This is a genomic window from Enterobacter sp. RHBSTW-00975, from assembly GCF_013615235.1.
GTDB classification, from domain to species: Bacteria; Pseudomonadota; Gammaproteobacteria; order Enterobacterales; family Enterobacteriaceae; genus Enterobacter; species Enterobacter ludwigii.
On the sequence record NZ_CP055883.1, the window covers coordinates 2025635 to 2047608 of the forward strand.

Annotated in this window: 18 protein-coding genes; 8 read left to right on the forward strand and 10 right to left on the reverse strand. The window is 55.3% G+C overall.

All coding sequences use genetic code 11. The annotated features are described in order from the left end of the window. Window positions 1–27: 27 nt before the first annotated feature. Together HV340_RS09825 and ydgH are read right to left on the reverse strand one after the other, a co-directional pair. Window positions 28–1410: an amino acid permease gene (locus HV340_RS09825; protein WP_020884310.1), complete on the reverse strand. Its 1383-nt coding sequence runs from the start codon at window positions 1408–1410 to the stop codon at window positions 28–30. 185 nt (window positions 1411–1595) lie between these two features. After that, complete coding sequence (gene ydgH / locus HV340_RS09830; protein ID WP_020884309.1) at window positions 1596–2540, reverse strand: DUF1471 family protein YdgH; 945 nt, start codon at window positions 2538–2540, stop codon at window positions 1596–1598. Between the two features lie 535 nt (window positions 2541–3075). On the opposite strand from ydgH, the gene pntA reads away from it, so the two are divergent. Both pntA and pntB read left to right on the forward strand, forming a co-directional pair. Next, window positions 3076–4605, forward strand: a complete 1530-nt coding sequence (gene pntA / locus HV340_RS09835; RefSeq protein WP_063925038.1) for a Re/Si-specific NAD(P)(+) transhydrogenase subunit alpha — start codon at window positions 3076–3078, stop codon at window positions 4603–4605. 10 nt (window positions 4606–4615) lie between these two features. Beyond that, window positions 4616–6004 carry a Re/Si-specific NAD(P)(+) transhydrogenase subunit beta gene (gene pntB / locus HV340_RS09840; protein ID WP_025204333.1) on the forward strand — a complete coding sequence of 463 codons (1389 nt, stop codon included), beginning with the start codon at window positions 4616–4618 and terminating at the stop codon, window positions 6002–6004. A 50-nt stretch (window positions 6005–6054) separates the two neighbouring features. On the opposite strand, the gene uspE is transcribed toward pntB, so the two are convergent. From uspE to HV340_RS09875, 6 genes are all read right to left on the reverse strand, one after another. After that, complete coding sequence (uspE, locus tag HV340_RS09845; RefSeq protein WP_014169827.1) at window positions 6055–7005, reverse strand: universal stress protein UspE; 951 nt, start codon at window positions 7003–7005, stop codon at window positions 6055–6057. Window positions 7006–7444: 439 nt separating this feature from the next. Further along, window positions 7445–8197, reverse strand: a complete 753-nt coding sequence (gene fnr / locus HV340_RS09855) for a fumarate/nitrate reduction transcriptional regulator Fnr (RefSeq protein ID WP_014070017.1) — start codon at window positions 8195–8197, stop codon at window positions 7445–7447. 183 nt (window positions 8198–8380) lie between these two features. Continuing rightward, window positions 8381–8896 carry a methylated-DNA--[protein]-cysteine S-methyltransferase gene (gene ogt / locus HV340_RS09860; RefSeq protein ID WP_020884306.1) on the reverse strand — a complete coding sequence of 172 codons (516 nt, stop codon included), beginning with the start codon at window positions 8894–8896 and terminating at the stop codon, window positions 8381–8383. Window positions 8897–8906: 10 nt separating this feature from the next. Beyond that, complete coding sequence (abgT, locus tag HV340_RS09865) at window positions 8907–10433, reverse strand: p-aminobenzoyl-glutamate transporter (RefSeq protein WP_020884305.1); 1527 nt, start codon at window positions 10431–10433, stop codon at window positions 8907–8909. 52 nt (window positions 10434–10485) lie between these two features. Then, window positions 10486–11931 (reverse strand): M20 family metallopeptidase, encoded by a 1446-nt coding sequence (locus tag HV340_RS09870; RefSeq protein ID WP_181216491.1) that lies wholly within the window; start codon window positions 11929–11931, stop codon window positions 10486–10488. Further along, a complete protein-coding gene (locus HV340_RS09875) occupies window positions 11931–13241 on the reverse strand; it encodes a M20 family metallo-hydrolase (RefSeq protein WP_063925036.1) in 1311 nt (436 codons plus the stop codon). The genes HV340_RS09870 and HV340_RS09875 overlap by 1 nt, the downstream gene beginning before the upstream one ends. 175 nt (window positions 13242–13416) lie before the next feature. On the opposite strand from HV340_RS09875, the gene HV340_RS09880 reads away from it, so the two are divergent. Next, a complete protein-coding gene (locus HV340_RS09880; RefSeq protein WP_014169834.1) occupies window positions 13417–14328 on the forward strand; it encodes a LysR family transcriptional regulator in 912 nt (303 codons plus the stop codon). Between the two features lie 355 nt (window positions 14329–14683). Next, window positions 14684–15247 (forward strand): DNA endonuclease SmrA, encoded by a 564-nt coding sequence (smrA, locus tag HV340_RS09885; protein WP_044866938.1) that lies wholly within the window; start codon window positions 14684–14686, stop codon window positions 15245–15247. A gap of 37 nt (window positions 15248–15284) precedes the next feature. Here the strand turns inward: smrA and HV340_RS09890 are convergent, their stop codons facing one another. After that, the gene (locus HV340_RS09890; protein ID WP_014169836.1) at window positions 15285–16946 is read right to left on the reverse strand and encodes a methyl-accepting chemotaxis protein; all 1662 of its coding nucleotides are present in this window, start codon (window positions 16944–16946) and stop codon (window positions 15285–15287) included. A 144-nt stretch (window positions 16947–17090) separates the two neighbouring features. Between HV340_RS09890 and HV340_RS09895 the strand changes: the two genes are divergently transcribed. The 3 genes from HV340_RS09895 (at window position 17091) to umuC (ending at window position 19871) form a co-directional block, all read left to right on the forward strand. Then, on the forward strand, window positions 17091–17957 hold the full coding sequence (locus tag HV340_RS09895; RefSeq protein WP_063925035.1) for an aldo/keto reductase family oxidoreductase: 867 nt from the start codon (window positions 17091–17093) through the stop codon (window positions 17955–17957). A gap of 233 nt (window positions 17958–18190) precedes the next feature. Next, window positions 18191–18625 (forward strand): translesion error-prone DNA polymerase V autoproteolytic subunit, encoded by a 435-nt coding sequence (gene umuD / locus HV340_RS09900; RefSeq protein ID WP_014169838.1) that lies wholly within the window; start codon window positions 18191–18193, stop codon window positions 18623–18625. Beyond that, window positions 18609–19871 carry a translesion error-prone DNA polymerase V subunit UmuC gene (umuC, locus tag HV340_RS09905; RefSeq protein ID WP_014169839.1) on the forward strand — a complete coding sequence of 421 codons (1263 nt, stop codon included), beginning with the start codon at window positions 18609–18611 and terminating at the stop codon, window positions 19869–19871. Before umuD ends, umuC begins: the two co-directional genes overlap by 17 nt. Before the next feature lie 7 nt (window positions 19872–19878). On the opposite strand, the gene HV340_RS09910 is transcribed toward umuC, so the two are convergent. Then, window positions 19879–20760: a LysR family transcriptional regulator gene (locus HV340_RS09910; protein WP_014169840.1), complete on the reverse strand. Its 882-nt coding sequence runs from the start codon at window positions 20758–20760 to the stop codon at window positions 19879–19881. A gap of 97 nt (window positions 20761–20857) precedes the next feature. On the opposite strand from HV340_RS09910, the gene HV340_RS09915 reads away from it, so the two are divergent. Beyond that, window positions 20858–21913, forward strand: coding sequence for an SDR family oxidoreductase (locus tag HV340_RS09915; RefSeq protein WP_063925034.1), 1056 nt, complete (start codon window positions 20858–20860; stop codon window positions 21911–21913). The last annotated feature ends 61 nt before the right edge of the window (window positions 21914–21974 follow it).

The following is a 21974-nucleotide window of genomic DNA, read 5'->3' on the forward strand; positions in this document are numbered from 1 at the left end:
TTCAGTTCAACAATGGGAAAGGCGATTCTATCCCATTAACATCCAGGTTGCCGGTACGGCAGCAACCAGTAACAGCCCGATTAAGGCCATCTCACGGCGTCTAAGCGCGTTCTCTAACTGATGCGTGCGGCGGGCGTAGATAAACACCAGCAGGCCCGGTGCATACAACACCACCGACAGCAGCAGATGCATAGGCCCGGAAGCATACAACAACCACAGGCCGTAAATACAGGCTCCGACACCCACCACATAGTGCGCCGGACGTGTGGCGATTTTTAACAGATACGCACCCACTAAGAAATAGGGTACCAGAATCATCTCCGAGGCGATGGTCAGCAGAGTGTTATAGTCTGAACCTGTGAGCCAGATCAGCACCAGACAGACCTGAACGCTGATGTTGGTCAGCCAGAGTGAGGCCGACGGCGCGCTGTTTTTGTTTTGACGAGCAAACAGGCGTGGAAATGCTTTGTGCGTTGCGGCCAGAAACGGCACTTCTGCCGCCATAATGGTCCAGCTCAGGTACGCGCCGCACACGGAGATAATCAGCCCCGCGGCAATCACCACGTCACCCCACGGTCCGAACATTTTCACCATCAGGCCCGCCATCGACGGGTTACGCATTTCGGCCAGTTCAGGACGCGCGACCACCCCCAGCGACAGCAGCGTCACCATCAGATACACGCCCAGCGCCGCCAGTACCGCCAGCAGCGTGGCGCGACCCACATCGCGCTTATTCCGCGCCCGGGCAGAGACCACGACGGCACCTTCAACACCGATGAAGACCCACAGGGTGATCAGCATGGTGTTTTTGACCTGCTCCCAAACCGGTACGCCCAGCGCGACACCGCTGAAATCGAGACTGAACACATCGAGACGGAACGCCATAAAGGCCAGCACGATAAACAGGCCGAGCGGAACCAGTTTGGCCAGAGTTGCCACCAGGTTAATGCTGGCCGCCGTCTGTACGCCACGTAGAATCAACCAGTGAACAACCCAAAGCAGTACCGAGGCGCCCACAATGGACTGCCAGGTATTGCCGTCGCCAAAGAACCGCAGTTCAGGGGTATCGGTAAAGAAACTGAGCGCCGAAAAGACGATCACCAGGTAGGAGACGTTTGCGATGACCGCACACAGCCAGTAGCCCCATGCGGAACAGAAGCCAATCAGTTCGCCGAAACCTTCACGGGCGTAAGTGAAAATCCCCCCATCCAGATCCGGGCGGATGCGGGTCAGCAGCAGCATTGCGAACGCCAGCAGCAAAATCCCGGCACCCGTGATGCCCCACCCTATAAGCAGTGCGGCAGGGCTTGCGACCGCCGCCATATTCTGCGGTAAGCTGAACACGCCCGCACCCAGCATTGAGCTCAAAACGAGTGCAGTCAAAGCACTCAGGCCTAGTTTCTTTTCCATTGGCTTCCTGTTATGAAAGGTCCAAATCCAGAATAATTATTTCGCACAGGCGCATAAAAATGGTGGATCACACTAAGGCGCGGGATTTTACGGAGTGTCACGAAAGCATGCAATGACGTGGGGCCGAAATTCAAAAAAAAGTAACAAAAAAGGCGGCATTGCGCCGCCTCGGGTCAACCGTTCTGTTACTTGTACAGGTCGGCGCTGATGGTCACGTTGTTACCACGTTCCTGCCACTGGCGGGTGATGTGGTAATACTTCGCCCCTTTCTTCGCCGCACGTTTCGCGACCTGATAAGAGACTTCCGTCATGTTGCCGTAGTTGCCGGTAAATTTAATGCTGTCGAACGGCACCATCTGCGCTGCAGTGGCTTTGTTCAGCTCTTCAATTTTGGTTCCGTCTGGCAGGGTAACGGAGTAACGGCCACCTTTGGTGGATTGCGTTTCGAAGAAACGGCCCACTTCAGCGCTTGGTGCGGCAGAGGTGGCTACGCCTGGAATTTCCACTTTCTTCGCTTCTTCGCCGCCTTTCGCTATCGCCGCACGACCCGCTTCGGAATCTGCAGGGATGGCGTCCGGGCTTTGCAGAACGCGTTTCTTCGCATCTTCTTTATAGATGAACGCGGTAATGCGCTGGTTGCCACCCTGGTTAGCATCGACCTGACGCACGATAAAGAAAGAGTACGCGCCTTTTTCTTTTGCGGCTTTGGTGATGGCATCGTTCACTTCAGGCTGGCTGCGATAGAAGCCCTGCACGGTGACGGTGTCATAAGGTTCCAGCTCAATCGCCTGATCTTTCGGTAATTCAACGACGCCGTTAATCACGCGGTTTTTCGGCGCGTCAGCTTTCGGCGCATTGTCTTTATACAGCGCAATGGTCACGCGCTGGTTACCGCTGTTGCCGGAGTCAGACTGATCAACAACGTAAAACGAGGCCGCACCGTTTTTATCGGCGGCTTTTGATGCGGCGGCGACGGCATCGCCAATAGAATTATAACGACCCACAATGACCGTATGGTCAAAAGGTTTTAACGCTGCCGCTTGCTCCGGCGTTAACTCTGTCGCGGCATTCGCAGACAGGGCGGTCGCGGAGAGAAGTGCGGACGCCAGGAGTGTGTTCTTAAGCTTCATAAAAATAATCCTTCGCCTTGCGCAAACCATGTACTGGTATTGTTGTTAATTTGAGACGGTCCCGATTATGGCATTTAAAACCCGTCGCTGTCTGCGCCATTTTTCACAGCCTGTGCTCACTGAATCATCTGATTTGATAACATTTAGTGATATGTTGAAAAAACAGGCGTCTGACAAGCAAAACTGATAAAGCTTATGACTTTTACAAGTTAATTTAATGTTAATAAGTTGTTCTCTAATGGCGCTATATCATGTTTTTACCGCTTCGCTTGCGCTATTTATCGGTCTCAGCGATGAATTTAAGGTAAATATCACTGTCAGCGACGCAGATCACTTATTTTTCACAGATAAAGTAAGAAATAGTGTTTTCTGGCGGTAGATCACGGGCGTTATTTTCAGTAGGTTATAGAAAGTTTGTTACTGTTTTATTTTCTGGGGTTAATCATATGTCGTCGCTGTCCTGCTGGCGAAAGTTGATACAAACCGCGGGCATTTATCGACAAACCATCATCAAAAACCGATGGAAGGGAAAACTATGCGTATTGGGGTACCAAAAGAACGGTTAGCCAATGAAACCCGCGTAGCGGCAACACCGAAAACGGTGGAGCAACTGCTTAAACTGGGTTTTACCGTCGCAGTTGAACGCGGCGCGGGCAAACTGGCGAGTTTCGATGACGAGGCCTTTATTCAGGCTGGCGCGGAAGTGGTGGACGGTGCTGAAGTCTGGCAGTCGCCCGTTATTCTCAAGGTTAATGCGCCGGAAGAGAGCGAGATTGAACTGCTGAATCCCGGCACGACGCTGGTGAGCTTCATTTGGCCTGCACAGAATCCTGAGTTGATGGAGAAGCTGGCAGCACGTGGCGTGACCGTGATGGCCATGGACTCCGTACCGCGTATTTCGCGCGCGCAGTCGCTGGATGCCTTAAGTTCCATGGCGAATATCGCCGGTTACCGCGCGATTGTTGAGGCGGCGCATGAGTTTGGTCGCTTCTTTACCGGTCAGATCACCGCGGCAGGGAAAGTGCCTCCGGCGAAAGTGATGGTGATTGGCGCGGGCGTGGCGGGTCTTGCGGCTATCGGCGCGGCTAACAGCCTGGGCGCTATCGTACGCGCTTTTGACACCCGTCCTGAAGTAAAAGAACAAGTCCAAAGTATGGGTGCCGAATTCCTTGAGCTGGACTTCAAGGAAGAAGCGGGCAGCGGTGACGGTTACGCGAAGGTCATGTCCGAAGCCTTTATCAAAGCGGAAATGGAACTCTTCGCCGCGCAGGCAAAAGATGTCGACATCATTGTCACTACCGCGCTTATCCCCGGTAAACCCGCGCCGAAGCTGATTACCCGTGAGATGGTTGACTCAATGAAGTCGGGCAGCGTGATCGTCGACCTGGCGTCGCAAAACGGTGGCAACTGTGAATACACCGTGCCAAATCAGGTGACCACCACTGCTAACGGCGTGAAGGTGATCGGGTATACCGATTTGCCGGGCCGTCTGCCAACGCAGTCTTCTCAGCTGTACGGTACCAACCTTGTTAACCTACTGAAACTGCTCTGCAAAGAGAAAGACGGCAACATCACCGTTGATTTTGACGATGTTGTTGTGCGTGGCGTAACGGTGGTGCGTGAAGGCGAAATCACCTGGCCTGCGCCACCGATTCAGGTGTCCGCGCAGCCTCAGGCGGCACCGAAAACGGCGCCTGAGCCTAAAGAGCCAGCTAAACCGGCTTCTCCGTGGCGCAAGTACGCGATCATGGCGCTGGTCATTATTCTGTTTGGCTGGCTGGCAGATGTCGCGCCGAAAGAATTCCTCGGCCACTTTACCGTCTTCGCGCTCTCGTGTGTGGTGGGGTACTACGTCGTGTGGAATGTCTCCCATGCGCTGCATACGCCACTGATGTCGGTCACTAACGCCATCTCCGGGATTATCGTGGTCGGGGCGCTGCTGCAGATTGGCCACGGCGGCTGGGTAAGCTTCCTGAGCTTTATCGCGGTGCTGATCGCCAGTATCAATATTTTCGGTGGGTTCACCGTGACTCAGCGCATGCTGAAAATGTTTCGTAAAGGCTAAGGGGTAGCATATGTCTGGAGGATTAGTCACAGCCGCATACATTGTTGCTGCAATCCTGTTTATTTTCAGTCTGGCGGGGCTTTCCAAACACGAAACGTCTCAGCAGGGAAATAACTTTGGTATCGCCGGGATGGCGATTGCGCTGATTGCCACCATCTTCGGGCCGGACACCGGCAACGTTGCATGGATCCTGGTGGCGATGATTATCGGTGGCGCGATTGGTATTCGCCTGGCGAAACGCGTTGAAATGACCGAGATGCCGGAGCTGGTGGCCATTCTGCACAGCTTTGTGGGGCTGGCGGCGGTGCTGGTGGGCTTCAACAGCTACCTGTACCACACACCCGGTTTGGAACCGATTCTGGTCAATATCCATCTGACGGAAGTGTTCCTCGGCATCTTCATTGGTGCGGTGACCTTCACCGGCTCAATTGTCGCGTTCGGCAAACTGCGCGGTAAGATCTCTTCTAAACCGCTGATGCTGCCAAACCGTCACAAGCTGAACCTGGCGGCGCTGGTCGTGTCCTTTGTGCTGCTGGTGGTCTTCGTGCGCACTGAAAGCGTGGGCCTGCAGGTGCTGGCGTTACTGGTGATGACCCTGATTGCTCTGGCCTTTGGCTGGCACCTGGTGGCCTCCATTGGTGGTGCCGATATGCCAGTGGTTGTCTCCATGCTGAACTCCTACTCCGGTTGGGCCGCGGCGGCGGCAGGCTTCATGCTGAGCAACGATCTGTTGATCGTCACCGGTGCGCTGGTCGGTTCTTCTGGTGCGATCCTGTCTTACATCATGTGTAAGGCGATGAACCGTTCGTTTATCAGCGTTATCGCGGGTGGCTTTGGTTCGGACGGCTCCTCAACCGGTTCTGACGAAGAAGTGGGTGAGCACCGTGAGATCACCGCGGAAGATACCGCAGAGATGCTGAAAAACTCACACTCGGTCATCATTACCCCAGGCTACGGCATGGCGGTGGCGCAGGCTCAGTATCCGGTTGCGGAGATCACCGAGAAGCTGCGTGCGCGTGGTATCAAGGTTCGCTTTGGCATTCACCCGGTAGCGGGGCGTCTGCCAGGCCACATGAACGTGCTGCTGGCGGAAGCGAAAGTGCCTTACGACATCGTGCTGGAGATGGATGAGATCAACGATGATTTCACCGATACCGACACCGTCCTGGTTATTGGTGCCAACGACACCGTTAACCCGGCGGCGCAGGACGATCCGCGTAGCCCAATTGCCGGTATGCCGGTTCTGGAAGTGTGGAAGGCGCAGAACGTGATTGTCTTCAAACGTTCCATGAACACCGGTTATGCAGGGGTTCAGAACCCGCTGTTCTTTAAAGAGAACACGCACATGCTGTTTGGCGATGCAAAAGCCAGTGTCGATGCGATTCTGAAATCGCTGTAAATCAGCGACAAAAAAAACCGCCGGAAACGGCGGTTTTTTTATGTCTGAACTTAGTCGTCTTCCGGGTCGTCCAGTTCAACCGGTGTCTGATACTCATCCGGCTTGATGACCAGCAGGTCACAGCGCAGATGGTCGATCACCTGTTCGGCGGTATTGCCCAGGAATGCGGCAGAAATACCGGTCCGGCCAATGGTACCCAGTACCACAATCCCCGCCTGCAGATGTTCTGCTAAATCCGGGATCACCTCTTCAGGCAACCCTTTTTCCACATGTGTCATTTTCTCATCGATGCTGAATTTCTGGCGTAACGCCTTCATGGCCAGCAGGTGCTGCCCCCGGATCGCATCGTTATACACGCTCGGGTCAAATTCAGGCAGCTCGATGGCAATATTAATCGGTGTTACCGGGTAAGCGCCCACCAGATGGACTTCAGTGTGGTTAACCTGCTCGGCAAGCTGGATCGTCTCCTTGACCAGCTTTTCATTGAGCGAATTGTGGTAATCCTCCTCGCTCGCCAGGTTGACAGCCACGACGGCCTTGCCGCCTTCTGGCCACGGCTGGTCTTTCACCATCCACACCGGGCAAGGGCATTTACGCAGCAGGTGCCAGTCGGTAGGGGTAAAGATCACGGATTCCAGCTTGTCGTGCTGGTGCGCCATTTTCAGCAACAGGTCGTGCCCACCGGCGACCACTTCCTGGATAATGGCTTCGAAAGGTCGGTTATGCCAGACCACTTTAATATCGATAGGAACACCCGCTTCCAGGTAATATTTGGCCTGTTCACGGATCCACGCGGTACGCTGGCTGATCACTCCCTGACGCATTGCGGTGCGTTCGTCAGGCGACAGAAGGGTGGTCATCTCATATGAGAAGTCATAGATCGGCAAAAACGCTTTGATTTTGCCACCAATCCGTTGATGTAGATACACAGCACGTCGTAATGCCGGCTGATCGTCCTGGTTAGGATCGATAGCCACCAGCATGTTTTGATACTTTGCCATACAGGTCTCCTTACTACTGTCACCACAGTCTGTAATTAAAAGAGTAACCTATATATCTTGAATGAAACAGGGGGGAAGTTTTTGTCAGATCAATAAATCATGAAAATCTGTCACAGAAAAAGAACCGTTGTTGTTACCGCGATAAAGGCAATCAACAGCAGTACCATCACCGCAATCGCAAACGTCGTTGAATCCTGTACGTAGGTTTTTTCTTCACCCTTCATTGGCCCGACAAGCATGATCCAGATGAATATGAAGGTCACTGAGGCGATAACGACTGAAACGAAAAATAAACTTTCTCTCAATTCATAACCTCAACAAGAACCTTTCAGGGACTGAGTGGGGCGGTGCCAGGGAAACGTGGTGAAACGGAAGTGGTGACGTACCAGACCAATAAATCATAAAAATTTATCGGCCTGGCATCAATCATGCGGGGGCGTTATGCCACGTTGCGGGAGTGACCGGCAAGAACGGCCAGAGCTTCACCGTTTTCGATGGTAATGTATTTACCCTTAACGGCCAGCATTCCGCTTTTCTGGAAACGACCCAGCAGACGGCTGATGGTTTCCACGGTCAGGCCCAGGTAGTTACCGATATCGCCACGCGTCATGGTCAGACGGAATTCACGCGGGGAGAAACCGCGCTCCGCGAAGCGGCGTGAGAGGTTATAGATAAACGCGGCCAGGCGTTCTTCTGCATTCTTTTTGGAAAGTAGCAGAATCATGTCCTGATCGCCTTTGATCTCACCGCTCATCAGACGCATCATCTGCTGACGCAGATTGGGCATTTTGCCTGAGAGATCGTCCAGCGTTTCAAACGGGATTTCGCAAACCATTGAGGTTTCCAGCGCCTGAGCAAAGCTCGGGTGATGGCCAGTACCGATGGCATCAAAGCCAACCAGGTCACCCGCCAGATGGAAGCCGGTGATCTGCTCATCACCCTGTTCCGTGATGGTGTAGCTTTTGATGGTGCCAGAACGGATAGCATAGAGCGATTTCAGTTCGTCTCCCGCTTTAAACAGCGTCTGCCCTTTCTGAATAGGCTTTTTGCGCTCGATGATATTATCAAGCTGATCGAGTTCATGCTCATTCAGGGTAAACGGGATACAGAGCTGGCTGATGCTGCAATCCTGGCAATGGATAGCACAACCGCCAGACTGAATGCGTCGTATAATTCGCTTTTCCGGGATCATAGGTTTGCTCAAGCCTTAATTGATATTGGTCAATTTTAACATCTTTTTGGTAAGTACGTAAGCCTGCCAAACCATCAATAAGGACAAGAGACGGCAACCTGTTGCCATCTTCTTGAAATTCCACAGCTTGATTATGGATTTTTAGCCTAACCGGAAGAAAATTAAGCACTAAAAGCCTGGAAACTAGAGCAGGAGATACCCCTCGTGACGCAGTAACCACTCCTTGCGCTGCACGCCACCGGCATAGCCAGTCAGGGTGCCGTTGCGGCCAATCACGCGGTGGCAGGGGACCACAATACTGACGGGGTTAGCGCCATTTGCCGCGCCGACCGCGCGGGCCGCGCCGGCACGGCCGAGTTGCCCGGCGAGCTGGCCGTAATGCATGACCTGTCCGCACGGAATACTGCGCAGTGCCTGCCAGACTTCGCGCTGGAAAGGTGTGCCTGCCGTGGCGGTCGGCAGGGTGTCAATGATGCTGAGATCGCCCTCGAAGTACGCCGTCAGTTTGTCGCTCAGGCCGCCGGGGTTGGTGGCGCTGATACGTTCATAACCCTGCGCGCGATAGTGCACGTTGAGCAACGTGTCCATCCTGTCGCTGTGTTCTTCCCACTCAACGGCGCGCAGACAGAACTGCTCGTCTGCAATCACCCACAGTGGACCAAGCGGCGTGGCAATTTTATCTTCGAGTAATCTCAGCATCGTTAATCCTTTAGTGCAGCCTTGGGTAAATCCCCGGCCCAATCGGCAGACCGACAAGATACCATGCCACCAGCATCACCAGCCATACCCCTAAAAAGATAAGCGGATAGGGTAAAACCAGCGAATAGTAGGTACCCAGTTTTGCCTCTGGTTTATAGCGCTGCAGGAAGCCTAAAAACAGCGGAACAAACGGTGAGACCGGTGCCAGCGGGATGACGGAGGAGTCTGCGATACGGAACAGGATCTGGGCAAACGCGGGGTGGAACCCCAGCATCATAAACATCGGCACAAAGATGGGAGCCAGAATCGACCAGATTGCCGAGCCGCTGGCGATAAACATGCACAGCAGTGACGACAGCAGCGCAAGGCCGACAAATGCCGGGACGCCGCTTAACCCCGCCGCTTCCAGCGCATCGGTCAGCCCCACGGCCATAAATTTGCCCATGTTGCTCCAGTTAAACATCGCCACGAACTGCGCCAGCGGGAACACCATCACAATAAAGCCCGCCATCTCTTTCATGGGTTCGATCATAAGCTGCGGCAGATCGCCCTGACGGCGAATTTTGCCGGTGGCGATCCCATAGGCGAGCGAAACGACAAAGAAAAACAGAATAATCAGCGGCACAATGCCCTGAATAAACGGCGAGGGGAGAACGGTATGTTTTACCGGATCGCGCAGGATGCCGTTTTCCGGTACCACCATCAGCGCGACCGCGGCAATAAACGCCAGCGAGACCACGCCTGCCACGCGCAGGCCAACGCGTTGCTCTTTACTCAGCGTCTCCAGCTTCTCATCACTTCGGCCTTCCCATTTCCCTAAACGCGGCTCAATGAGCTTATCGGTAATCAGTCCGCCCACCAGGGTCAGCAGGACCACCGAGCTGGCCATAAAGTACCAGTTGTCGATGACGCTGACGTGCATCGCGGTGTCGATGGTTTTGGCCGCCTCCGTGCTGATGCCTGAGAGCAGAACATCGGTGGTCACGATCAGCAGGTTGGCGGTAAAGCCGCAGCCTACGCCCGCAATTGCCGACAGCAGACCCGCCACGGGATGGCGTCCGACGGCGAGGAAAATCAGAGCGCCCATGGGCGGCATGATCACCAGCGCGGCATCAGAGGAGATGTGGCTAAAGAAGGCGATAAACAGCACCATGTAGCTGGCGTAACGCGCGCTGACGTGGGAGGCCATTTTCACCATCAGCGCCGGTAACAGACCGACACGCTCGGCAAGCCCGGCGCCCAGTACCAGCGCCAGAATGGCTCCCAGCGGGGCGAAGCCGCTGAAGTTTTTAACCACATTCGGTAAGAACCAGTGCAACCCTTCGACACTCAACAGGTTCTTGACCGCCACCATACTGCCATCGGCCGGACTGCGCACGCTGACATCAAAGGCGGACAGCACCGCTGTCGCCACCATCAAAACCACGATCAACCAGATAAAAAGCAGGAAAGGGTGCGGCACTTTATTGCCGATCCTTTCAACCCAGCCATAGAGCTTACCGGATGGGGAATGCGAAGGTATGGAAGACATACTCATGGGCGTTCCTCGTGACTGTTGTTGTGTTGTTGTGTTGTTGTGTTGTGTTTTATTATTTTAAAGGTGACGGTGTCACGCCTGCCGGAATCGGACACACGTACGGCTTTTCGGTGATTTGTTGTTCGAACTCTTCCCGGCATTGTTGCAGCAGCGTTGCATCCTGGAGCAGATTTAGCGCGGTTGCGCCCATCACTTTTCCGGCCAGCAGCATGCCTTTATGAGCAATGGAGGTTCGCCCCTGAGCCACGAGTTGCCAGGTATGCAAAGGCGTTCCGATGGTAAAGCAGGGGCTGAAACACTGTGCCACCGGCATTTTCCAGCTGACATCGCCCACATCGGTTGACCCGGCCAGTACGTTATCGGTAATGGCGTAAGGTGCGACCTCATCTGTCAGTAACATCTCCTGCTGACGGCGCGCAAAAGCGTTACCGGCTTCTCGCCCCGTCGCGGCAATGTTCTTCAGGCTGTTTTGCAGGTCATTTGGCGTTAGCGTGGCACGAATATCCTGCGCAAACTGGCGCTCCTCTTCCGTCCACTCCGGTGTGCCGTAATGTTGCAGGGCGCGATACATCGCCGCTTCGAGCGTGCGGTTGGGCAGGTAGCTGGAGCAGGCTTTATCAAAGCGACACGCAACGGTGGTTTCGGTCATCATTGCCGCGCCCTGAGCGATTTTCTCGATACGTTCGTAGATCTGCTGCGCATCGGCCATTTCCGGCGCGCGGATCAGATACAGCACTTCAGCCTGCGCCTGCACCACGTTGGGTGAGATTCCACCGGTATCGGTGATAGCGTAATGAACGCGCGCTTTCTCAATGATGTGTTCGTTGAGGAAATTGGTGCCGGTGGTCATCAGCGTTACGGCATCCAGCGCGCTACGCCCCAGATGTGGCGAGTTAGCAGCATGTGCCGCCACGCCGTGAAACCGCCAGGCGGCCTGAATATTGGCCAGCGTGCTGACGTTAAACATGCCGGCAAATGCTTCAGGGTGCCAGGTGACGGCGGCATCAACGTCATCAAACAAACCTTCGCGCACCATAAAGGTTTTACCTGAACCGCCTTCTTCACCAGGACAGCCGTAGAAACGCACGGTGCCGCTCCCCCCGTGCTGCTCCAGCCAGCTTTTCACCGCAATGGCACCCGCCAGCGCTGCCGTTCCCAGCAAATTGTGGCCACAGCCGTGGCCGTTGGCACCCGGCGTGGCGGACTGTGCCGTCGCGCAATGTGCCTGCTGGCTCAATCCGGCCAGAGCATCATATTCCCCCAGCAGGGCGATAACGGGTTTACCGCTGCCGAAGCAGGCGATAAAGGCATTCGGAATCCCGCCGGCTTCACGGGTCAGGGTGAAACCTTCCGCTTCCAGCGCGCCGGCAATCCGTTCCGCGGACCAGAACTCTTCAAAACGCGTTTCAGGGTGATCCCAGATGTCGTCGGCAATATCGGTTAACAGCTGACATCGCGTGTCGATGGCATCGGCAATAAAAGCGTAGTTCTCCTGCATTACACACCTCGCGTCCACGGGAAATTAAGCGCAGTGCGCGCCAGCGTTTCGATAGCGAGGTTCATGACCTGCTCATCGAAATCAAATTTTTCATTGTGATGACCTGCGCTTAACTCGGTACCGAACACCATATACGACGCCATTCCGCCGTTCTGCTGCACGCGGGCCATCATCAGCGTCGCGTCTTCGGAACCTGCGGGGGCGTTGACTCTGTCAATGGCCTGCACCACGCCGGTCACCTGGCTTGCCTGCTGGCGCAGATAATCTACCCAGGCCGGTGTAGGGGCACTGGCGGTGGCGGCGCCCATCAGACGCATCTCGACGCTCACGCCGTAGAGTGCCGCCGCACCGGTAATCACGGCCTGCGCGCGTTCAAAGACGTACTGGTTAATGGCTTCGCTTACGCCGCGGGTTTCAACCTTGAGCAGGGCGTTAGCCGGCACGACGTTGCGTCCGCTGCCGGCCTGCATCACGCCGACATTCACCCGCGATGCACCTTCGCTGTGTGGGGCAATGCTGTGAAGCGCGATAGCGGCCTGAGCCGCGGCGAGCAGGGCATTACGGCCGTCCTCCGGTTTACCGCCGGCGTGTGCGGCAACCCCGGTAAAATGCACATCGAACTTGGTGGTGGCCATAAAGTTATCGCTGCCGCAAATTACCACACCGGCGGGCACACCGGTGCCAATGTGAATCGCGGTGAAGTAGTCCACGTCGTCGAGCGCCCCGGCGGCCACCATGGCGCGAGCGCCTCGGGTGCCTTCCTCGGCAGGCTGGAAGATCAGTTTGATGGTGCCATTGAGTTGCGATTCATTCTGCTTAAGCACGTGCGCCAGCCCCAGACCAATGGTGGTGTGGCCATCGTGGCCGCAGGCGTGCATCATCCCCGGGTTGCAGGAGGCAAACCCGTCGCGGAACGGGCGATGGCTGTCATCGAGTGCTTCGCTTAAATCCAGCGCGTCCATATCCACGCGAAACGCCAGCGTCGGGCCTGGCCGGCCGGTATTCAGGGTCGCCACAATGCCGGTAAATCCCCCTTCAAACGGGGCCAGCCATTTCTCTGGTGCGCCTTGCGCCCGGGCGCGGGCAAACTCTCGCGCCAGCGTGGCGTCATCGGGTAATCCCATACGGCTTTCGGCGTCCACCACGTCGCGGCCCATCGCCAGCGAATAACCCAGCTGGTCTAAGATTTCCGCGACTTTCGCCGCCGTGCGAAATTCGAGCCATCCGGACTCCGCGAAATGGTGAAAATTGCGACGCCATGCGCTCAGTTGTGGGGCTAATGTCTGGATGTACTGCGCCAGTGATTCCATATCTGTTCCTGTCATCATTAAAATATGTGAACTGCTTCACGCTGTGATAGTTTTTACTTATCACTAACCGTTTTTTCACAGTTTTAACCGTTCAGGAATTACCCTCGCACATCCATTTCCATTAAAGTAGATGACAGTTTCTTTACTCTGATAAACAACGGTTATCGGTCGGGCTATGTCATTTCAGATTAAATTTCATCAAATCCGGGCGTTTGTTGAAGTCGCGCGTCAGGGCAGTATCCGCGGTGCTAGCAGGACGCTTAATCTTTCGCAACCGGCGCTGACCAAATCGATCAAAGAGTTGGAAGAGGGGATGGCGGCGCAGCTTTTTGTGCGCAGGAGTAAAGGCGTCGCATTGACCGAGTGTGGGGAAGGGTTTTACTCGCGCGCCAGGCTGATTCTGGAAGAGTTACGCGCGGCGCAGGATGATATCCGCCAGCGCCAGGGGGAACTGGCCGGGCAGATTAACATTGGAATGGGAGCCAGTATTTCGCGAAGCCTTATGCCCGCGGTGATCACCCGCTTTCATGCACAACATCCGCAGGTAAAAGTCCGGATTATGGAAGGGCAACTGGTGTCGATGATCAATGAATTACGCCAGGGCGAGCTGGATTTCACCATCAATACCTATTATCAGGGGCCGTACGATCATGAGTTTACGTTTGAAAAATTGTTCGAAAAGCCTTTCGCCGTATTTTGTCGGGAAGGGCATCCGGCGACGGGCGCGACATCCATTACCGAATTGCTGAATTATAACTGGACAATGCCGACGCCACGCGGGAGTTATTATAAGCAATTAGAAGATGTTTTTACTCATCGCTCGCAAATACCACGCATTGACGTTGTCTGCGAAACGTTTTCTTCCTGCATTAGCCTTGTTGCACAAAGTGATTTTTTAAGTATCCTGCCAAAGGAACTGGGCTGTGACCCGCTGCTGGCGCACCGTCTGGTTATGCTGCCCGTTGTCGAATCGCTACCTAAAGCGGCCTATTATTTAATTCAGCGTCGTGATTCTCGTCAGACACCCCTGACCGAATCGTTAATTACGCAATTCAGAAGAGAGGCGCGGAAAATAGTATCGGAGTGAAGTGGGGAGTAAAATAAAAAAACAGAGCCTGTCCGACATCAGACAGACCCTACAACACACAGCAGTGCTTCCCTTCGCAGATCCTGAATGTTATATCCGTGAAGCAGGTTTATTTAATTATAACAGCCAACCCTCAAAAAGATATGTTTTAGCATCATTGATTCCACATTTTTTTAACCTAAACTTTCTGTTTTATGTGTGCTGAAATTTAAGTTAAGTCGCGTTTAACTTTTGCGAAGAAATAATTTTTATATTCATCAGGTTAATATTTATGCCCTCATCCTGGGGTAGCGGTTATTGAGGCCCATGCCTGGCGCAGGTATAGTACAGGCTCAGATGTAGCGGGAGGATGTCCATGAACCCTGACGACAAATCACTTTTTCTTGACGCCATGGAGGGTATCCAGCCCCTGAAGCGCTGCACGGATATTCACTGGCAGCCGAGCCGCAACACGCGAACGCGTCAGGAGATTGATACCGAGCAACTGGATAACTTCCTGACCCTGGGCTTCCTGGAACTTCTGCCCCTGGATGAGCCGCTGGCGTTCAGACGGGAAGGGGTGCAACAGGGCGTTATTGATAAGCTCCGCTCGGGTAAATATTCCCGCCAGGCCAGCTTAAATCTGTTACGCCAGCCCGCCGAGCGTTGCCGGCAGATGCTGTTTTCCTTTATCCGCCAGGCTGGACGCGATGGATTACGTAACCTGGTGATCATTCATGGAAAAGGGCGGGAGCAGAACGCCCATCCCAACGTGGTACGCAGCTATCTGGCGCGCTGGTTAACCGAGTTCGAGGAAGTGCAGGCCTTTTGCGTGGCGCTGCCGCATCACGGCGGCAGCGGAGCATGCTATGTTTCGCTACGAAAGTCTGACGAAGCGAAACAGGAGAACTGGGAACGGCACGCTAAGCGCAGCCGTTAAGCGCTTCTGGCGGGCGAGACGTTCGCCCGCCTGTCACTCAGAAGGTTTCCCAGTTGCTGTCGGTGGCGGTGTTGGCCGTTGCCGGGCGTAACAGCTGTGGGGTTTTCACCGTGGCCGGGCGGGGCGCGGTGGCTTTTTCCTTTCCGTTCAGGCGAAACGCTGCCACAGCCTGGCGCAGTTGTTCCGACTGATCTTCCAGGGCCGCCGCCGCCGTGGCGGATTGCTGTACCAGCGCGGCGTTTTGCTGTGTGACGCTGTCCATCTGCGAAACGGCCAGGCTCACCTGTTCGATGCCGCGGCTCTGTTCATCGGACGCCGACGAAATCTCGCCCATGATATCGGTCACGCGGGTCACGGCAGCGACAATCTCCTTCATGGTTGCGCCCGCTTCGCTGACCTGCTCTGAACCGGTATTCACCCGGCTGACGGAGTTCTCAATCAGCCCTTTGATCTCTTTCGCCGCCTGCGCACTGCGGCTGGCCAGCGTGCGGACTTCACCTGCGACGACCGCAAAGCCACGACCTTGCTCCCCGGCACGCGCGGCTTCCACCGCCGCGTTAAGCGCCAGAATGTTTGTCTGGAAGGCAATGCTGTCAATCACGCCGGTAATGTGCGCAATTTGCTGCGAGCTGTCGGCGATTTCGGTCATGGTACGGACAACGTTATCGACCACGTGACCGCCACGGGCCGCCGTTTCTGAAGCGTTCTTCGCCAGTAGCGTAGCCTGACGGGCGTTGTCGGAGTTCTGTTTAACCGTTGCGGTCAGCTCTTCCATGCTGGCTGCCGTCTCCTCCAGCGAAGCCGCCTGTTGCTCGGTGCGGGCAGACAGATCGTTGCTTCCGGCGGCTATTTCACCTGCGCCTGTGTAAATGGAGTCGGTGCTACCACGCACGGCGCTGACGGTGGTCACCAGCGACTGCTGCATCTCATGCAGACCCGCCGCCAGCTGACCCATCTCATTGCGGCCAGACAGGGCGATATCCTGCGTCAGATCGCCGCCCGCAATGGCGCGAATATGGTTCATAATCATGTGGAGCGGTTTTAACAGCAGGTGTTGTAAACCCTGCCAGATCACCACCAGTACCGCGATCACGGCCAGGAAGATCGCTGCCAGCGTCCATTGCATCTGGGTAAAGCTGCTCTGGTTCTCTTCGGTTGCGGCTTTCAGCAGGGTGTTGTTTTCGGCGCGCCAGCGGTTATAAACCCCTTCCATATCGTCCTGGGCCTGTTGGGCATCCAGATCGCCATAGGCCTGGTAGTTGTCGGCACGCAGATACGCAATTGAGAGACGCATCACTTCATGCATCTGGCTCCATGATTTCTGCATTTCGTCGGTTAATGCCGCGTTCTGGCCGTTAACCTGCGGCATTTTCTGCCACTCTTTGTTATAGGCTTCCGCTTTAGCCAGAGAATCAGCCGCGGTGCCAAGCAGTTTGTTGATCGCCGCAAGGGACGCCGGGTCGCGCTGGTTTTTCAGGTAGCGGATCGCCACGCGGGTGACGGTGACGCGCGTTTTGATCAGCGTGTTCACGCTGTCGCTCAGGCTCTCCTGCTGGGCATTGAGCACCCCGGAGTTCTGGAAGTTATGGCGGTCGTTGCTGACGGCAGAGTAGAACAACCCTCCCGTGACAACTTGCAACAGACAGAATATGGTGAGAGCAAAGATAATACCGGTAATCACGTGCAGATTTTTCAGCATAGCGGTCGTCCGTTAGAGAAGATGCAGGGTTACACAAATACTATCGTCGTAGAGAAATTAAACTTTAATTTAACTCGCGCTTAACTACGGGGTCTGTTAAGGAACTCGTTGTAAATCCGGATCATTTTTATGAGGAAGGTCGACATGAGCAGCATTGATAAAAGCGGGACGTACGCACTGGGGTCGCGGACGGTTAAACGGCTTGGCTATGGCGCGATGCAGCTTGCCGGGCCGGGCGTGTTTGGTCCTCCAAAGGACAAAAATGCCGCGCTGGATGTGCTCCGCGAAGCGGTGGCTGCTGGGGTGAATCACATTGATACCAGCGATTTTTACGGGCCGCATATCACCAACCAGCTGATCCGTGAGGCGCTTCATCCGTACCGCGACGATCTGACGCTCGTCACCAAGATCGGTGCCCGTCGCGGCAGTGATGCCTCCTGGCTGCCGGCCTTCTCCGCGCAGGAACTGACGCATGCGGTACATGACAACCTGCGTAATCTGCAGCTGGATGTGCTGGACGTGGTTAATCTGCGCATCATGTTCAGCGCACACGGGCCAGCAGAAGGCTCAATTGCTGAACCTCTCGCCACGCTGGCCGAGTTACAACAGCAAGGTTTGGTGCGCCATATTGGCCTGAGCAACGTCACGGCCACCCAGGTTGCGGAAGCGCAGAAGATGGTGCAGGTGGTGTGTGTGCAGAACATGTACAACATCGTGAACCGTGGCGATGATGCGCTGGTGGATTCGCTGGCGCAGCAGGGGATTGCGTATGTGCCGTTCTTCCCGCTGGGCGGTTTTACACCCCTGCAATCATCCGGGCTGCAGGCGGTCGCTGATTCGCTGGGCGTAACGGCAATGCAGGTCGCGCTGGCGTGGTTGCTGCAACGCTCGCCGAACATCCTGTTGATCCCCGGCACCTCCTCCGTGGCGCATCTGCGACAAAATCTTGCGGCGGCGGAGCTGGTACTTCCGGCTGACGCGCTGGAAACGCTTGATTCGCTGGCGGATTAAGACAGACAGGCATAAGCCCAAAGCAGTGCTTTGGGCTTTTTTGTCCCTCTTGAAACCTGAATGTCGCTGCCGCAGGCGTTATCTGGCTATTCTTTCGCCGATGCGCAGGATACGGCTGAATTAAATCCGCTCACACTTCAATGCGTTTGGGGTGACCTCCGTAAAGGACCTTGATCCTTGTCCATAATCCGTAATACTGTATTTATATACAGTATCTGGCGAGAAAGGCATTTATGGACACTCTCTTTTCTTATTATCCAAAGCAACCCCTTGAATTACCGTTATTTGTAGAACGCGTAGCGTGTGGTTTTCCAAGCCCGGCGCAGGATTATGTGGAAGATCGTCTCGATCTTAACCGCCTGGCCGTCAGGCATCCCAGCGCGACCTACTTTGTGAAGGTGAGCGGAGACTCGATGATCGGCGTTGGGATCGGCGATGGCGATCTGCTGGTCGTCGATCGTTCGTTAAACGCCGTGCACGGGGATATTGTGGTGGCATCCGTCGCGGGTGAGTTTACGGTCAAAGAGCTGCAGACCCGCCCGATCCTGAGGTTAGTGCCGCATAACGTTCGCTATCAGCCGATCACGTTTCAGTCCGAAGAGGAACTGCAGATCTTCGGTGTTGTCACCCACACACTCAAAACGCATAAACATGTTCGCGCTGGTTGATGTGAACAGCTTTTATGCCTCCTGCGAGACGGTGTTTCGGCCCGATCTGCGGGGCAAACCCGTGGTGGTGGTCTCCAATAACGACGGCTGCATTATTTCGCTGTCGCGGGAGGCAAAGCAGTTCGATATAAAAATGGGCGAGCCGTATTTCAAATTCAAAGAGAAGCGCTTTCCCGCGCGGGTTTACGTCTTTAGCTCGAACTATGCGCTTTACGCCGATCTCAGCAGCCGGGTGATGCAGACGCTGACCGACTTCGCCCCGGCCATAGAGATTTACTCCATTGATGAGGCGTTTGTGAACGTTGCTGGCGTCAGCAACTGCATGGCGCTGGAGGCGTTTGGTCATCATATGCGCACGCAGGTGTTTAAAAATACGGGATTAACCGTTGGCGTAGGCATTGCCCCCACGAAAACGCTGGCGAAGCTGGCCAACTATGCGGCAAAGCGGTGGAGCAGCACGGGAGGCGTAGTGGATTTATCGGATCGCGAGCGGCAGCGTAAACTGCTGGCGCGCGTACCGGTAGAGGAGGTGTGGGGCGTCGGGCGGCGCATTACCAAAAAACTTAATGCGATGGGCGTCACCACGGCGCTGGATCTGGCACAAGCTTCCTCGTGGGTCATCCGCAAACATTTTAACGTTGTCCTGGAGCGCACGGCGCGCGAGTTGCGCGGCGAGCCCTGTCTTGATCTGGAAGAGTTCACGCCCACGAAGCAGCAGATTATCTGTAGCCGCTCGTTTGGACACCGTATTACGCAATACGAGGAGATGCACCAGGCCATTTGCGCCTACGCTGAACGGGCTGCGGAAAAGCTGCGCAGCGAGCATCAATATTGTCGCTTTATCAGCGTGTTTTTGCGTACCAGCCCGCATGCGGACAACGAGGTTTATTACGGCAATCAGGCGTCTGTCACCCTGATGACGCCCACCAATGACTCGCGCGATATCATCCGTGCCGCCACCGATGCGCTGGGGCGCATATGGCTTGACGGCTATCGCTACATGAAAGCGGGGGTGATGCTGGCGGACTTTTTCAGTAGCGGCGTCGCCCAGCTGAATTTATTTGACGATAACCGTTTGCGCGCCAACAGCGCGGCGCTGATGGCGCTGATCGACAGCGTGAATCATTCCGGGAAAGGGAAGATATGGTTTGCCGGGCAGGGGATTGAGAAATCCTGGGCGATGAAGCGCGAGATGTTGTCACCGGCTTATACGACGCGGTACGCGGATTTGCCGGTAGCGAAGTAGACGCCGGTTATTTGGCAAGCGACGGCAGGATTTGTTCGATCACCTGTATCACGCTTCTGACGCGTTGTGGGATAAAGCGGGCGTCGGGGTAGACGGCATAGAGATACCGGTCAGGTAACCGCCAGGCCGGTAATACCGGCACCAGCGTGCCGGCTTGCAACGCCTTTGCCGCAAGCGGCAGCTGCATGCCGCCAATCCCGATGCCTGACTCCAGCGCCTGTAACAGGGCGTCACTGGTGTTGGCACGAAAAACGGTATGCACTTTCACGTCAATTGTTTCCTCACCGGCGATCAACCGTAGAGGCGCATCCCGCGGGATGCCGCTAAATCGCACATGGGGATGTGCCGCCAGTTCGCTGACGGAGTGTACCGCCTGAAAGCCGGGAGCAGCGAACAGCGCGGTTTCAATCCGCATCAGCAGACGTGCCGCATGCGATTGCGGAGGCTCAGCGCTAAGGCGTAGCGCGACATCCACCCCTTCGCTCACCAGGTCGGCAATGCGGTCATCCAGGGACAGCGTCAGGTGCAATGCCGGATGCAGGCGCTGAAGCGCCAGCAGAGGGGGCAAAACGATCTGCCCCAGACCGCTTGGCAACTGAACATGGACGCTGCCCTGAAACTGATGATCGGCAGGGTTCAACCGTCTCTCCGCTTCCTGCATGGCATCCAGCAAAAGCTGCATATCACGGCGATAACGTTCACCCTGCTCGGTGAGCTTCATCATTCGCGTTGTCCGATGCAGTAATACCACCCCGAGCTCCTGTTCCAGGGCGGCAATCTGCTGGCTGACGGCAGACTGCTTCATTCCGCTCTGGCGAGCGGCTGCCGAAAAGGAACCCGCTTCTGCGACGCGCAGAAAGGTGGAAATGGCGTTGAGCTTATTGTTCATTTAATGTTTTTTCTTATAAGTGCCATCGAATTCAGGGGATATGTAGGGAAAAAATAATATATCACACTGTGTCTGTCACCCTAACTGGAGAAACACCGTGAATAAGATGCAGCCACAAAACGTCGCGCTGGTCGCTGGCGCCAGCGGGATCGTAGGCAGACAGCTCGTCAAAACGCTCCTGGACAACAAATGGCAGGTGATTGGCCTGAGCCGCCATGCCTTATCCCATCCTGATGCTATTTCGCTGATCAACGTTGATTTACTGGATGCGGAGGATAGCGCCAGGGCTTTGCAAGCCGCTGGCGAGATCACCCATATTTTTTACAGCGCCTGGATGAATGCCGGGAGCTGGACGGAAATGGTTGAACCGAACGTCACGATGTTGCGCAACCTGGTCAGCAATATTGAAAAAACGGCACCTTTGCAGACGGTAAGCCTGATGCAGGGATACAAAGTGTATGGCGCGCACCTGGGACCGTTCAAAACCCCGGCACGCGAAAGCGATCCGGGCGTACCCGGGGCAGAATTTAACGCCGCTCAGCTCGCGTGGCTCCGTGATTTTCAGCGGGGAAAACGCTGGCACTGGAATGCCATCAGGCCAGGCGTGGTGGGCAGTTCGGTGCCAGGCAATACCATGAACCTTGCGCTGAGCATCGCACTGTATGCGTCCCTGTGTAAGGCTCTGGGTTTACCTCTGCGTTTTCCCGGTTCGGAACAGACCTGGCACAGCATTGTTGATCATGCTGACGCCGGATTGCTGGCGGAGGCAACGCTGTGGGCAGCCACATCACGTAGGGCTAATAACCAGGCTTTCAACGTGAATAATGGGGACATCTGGCGCTGGAGCGAGCTGTGGCCGCGCATCGCTCGCTGGTTTGAACTGGACTCTGCGCCGCCGGTCAGATTGTCATTCCATCAGCTGTTTAAGGACTATCGTGCGTTATGGCGCGACATTGCCGGGGATCGGTTGGTGGAGGCGGATATTTTGCAGCTGAACGACGGGCATTTTGCCGATTTTGTCTTTAGCTGGAATTACGACATGTTTGGCGACGGCAGTAAGCTCCGCCGGTCAGGGTTCACGCGAATGCAGGCAACCGATGAGATGTTTTTCAGCCTGTTCTCGCAGCTAAGAGCGGCACGTATTATTCCGTAAAAAAAGGGGAGTGCGTTTCTGACGGCAGTAAAAAACGCGAACCCGGATGCAGGGAGTAAAG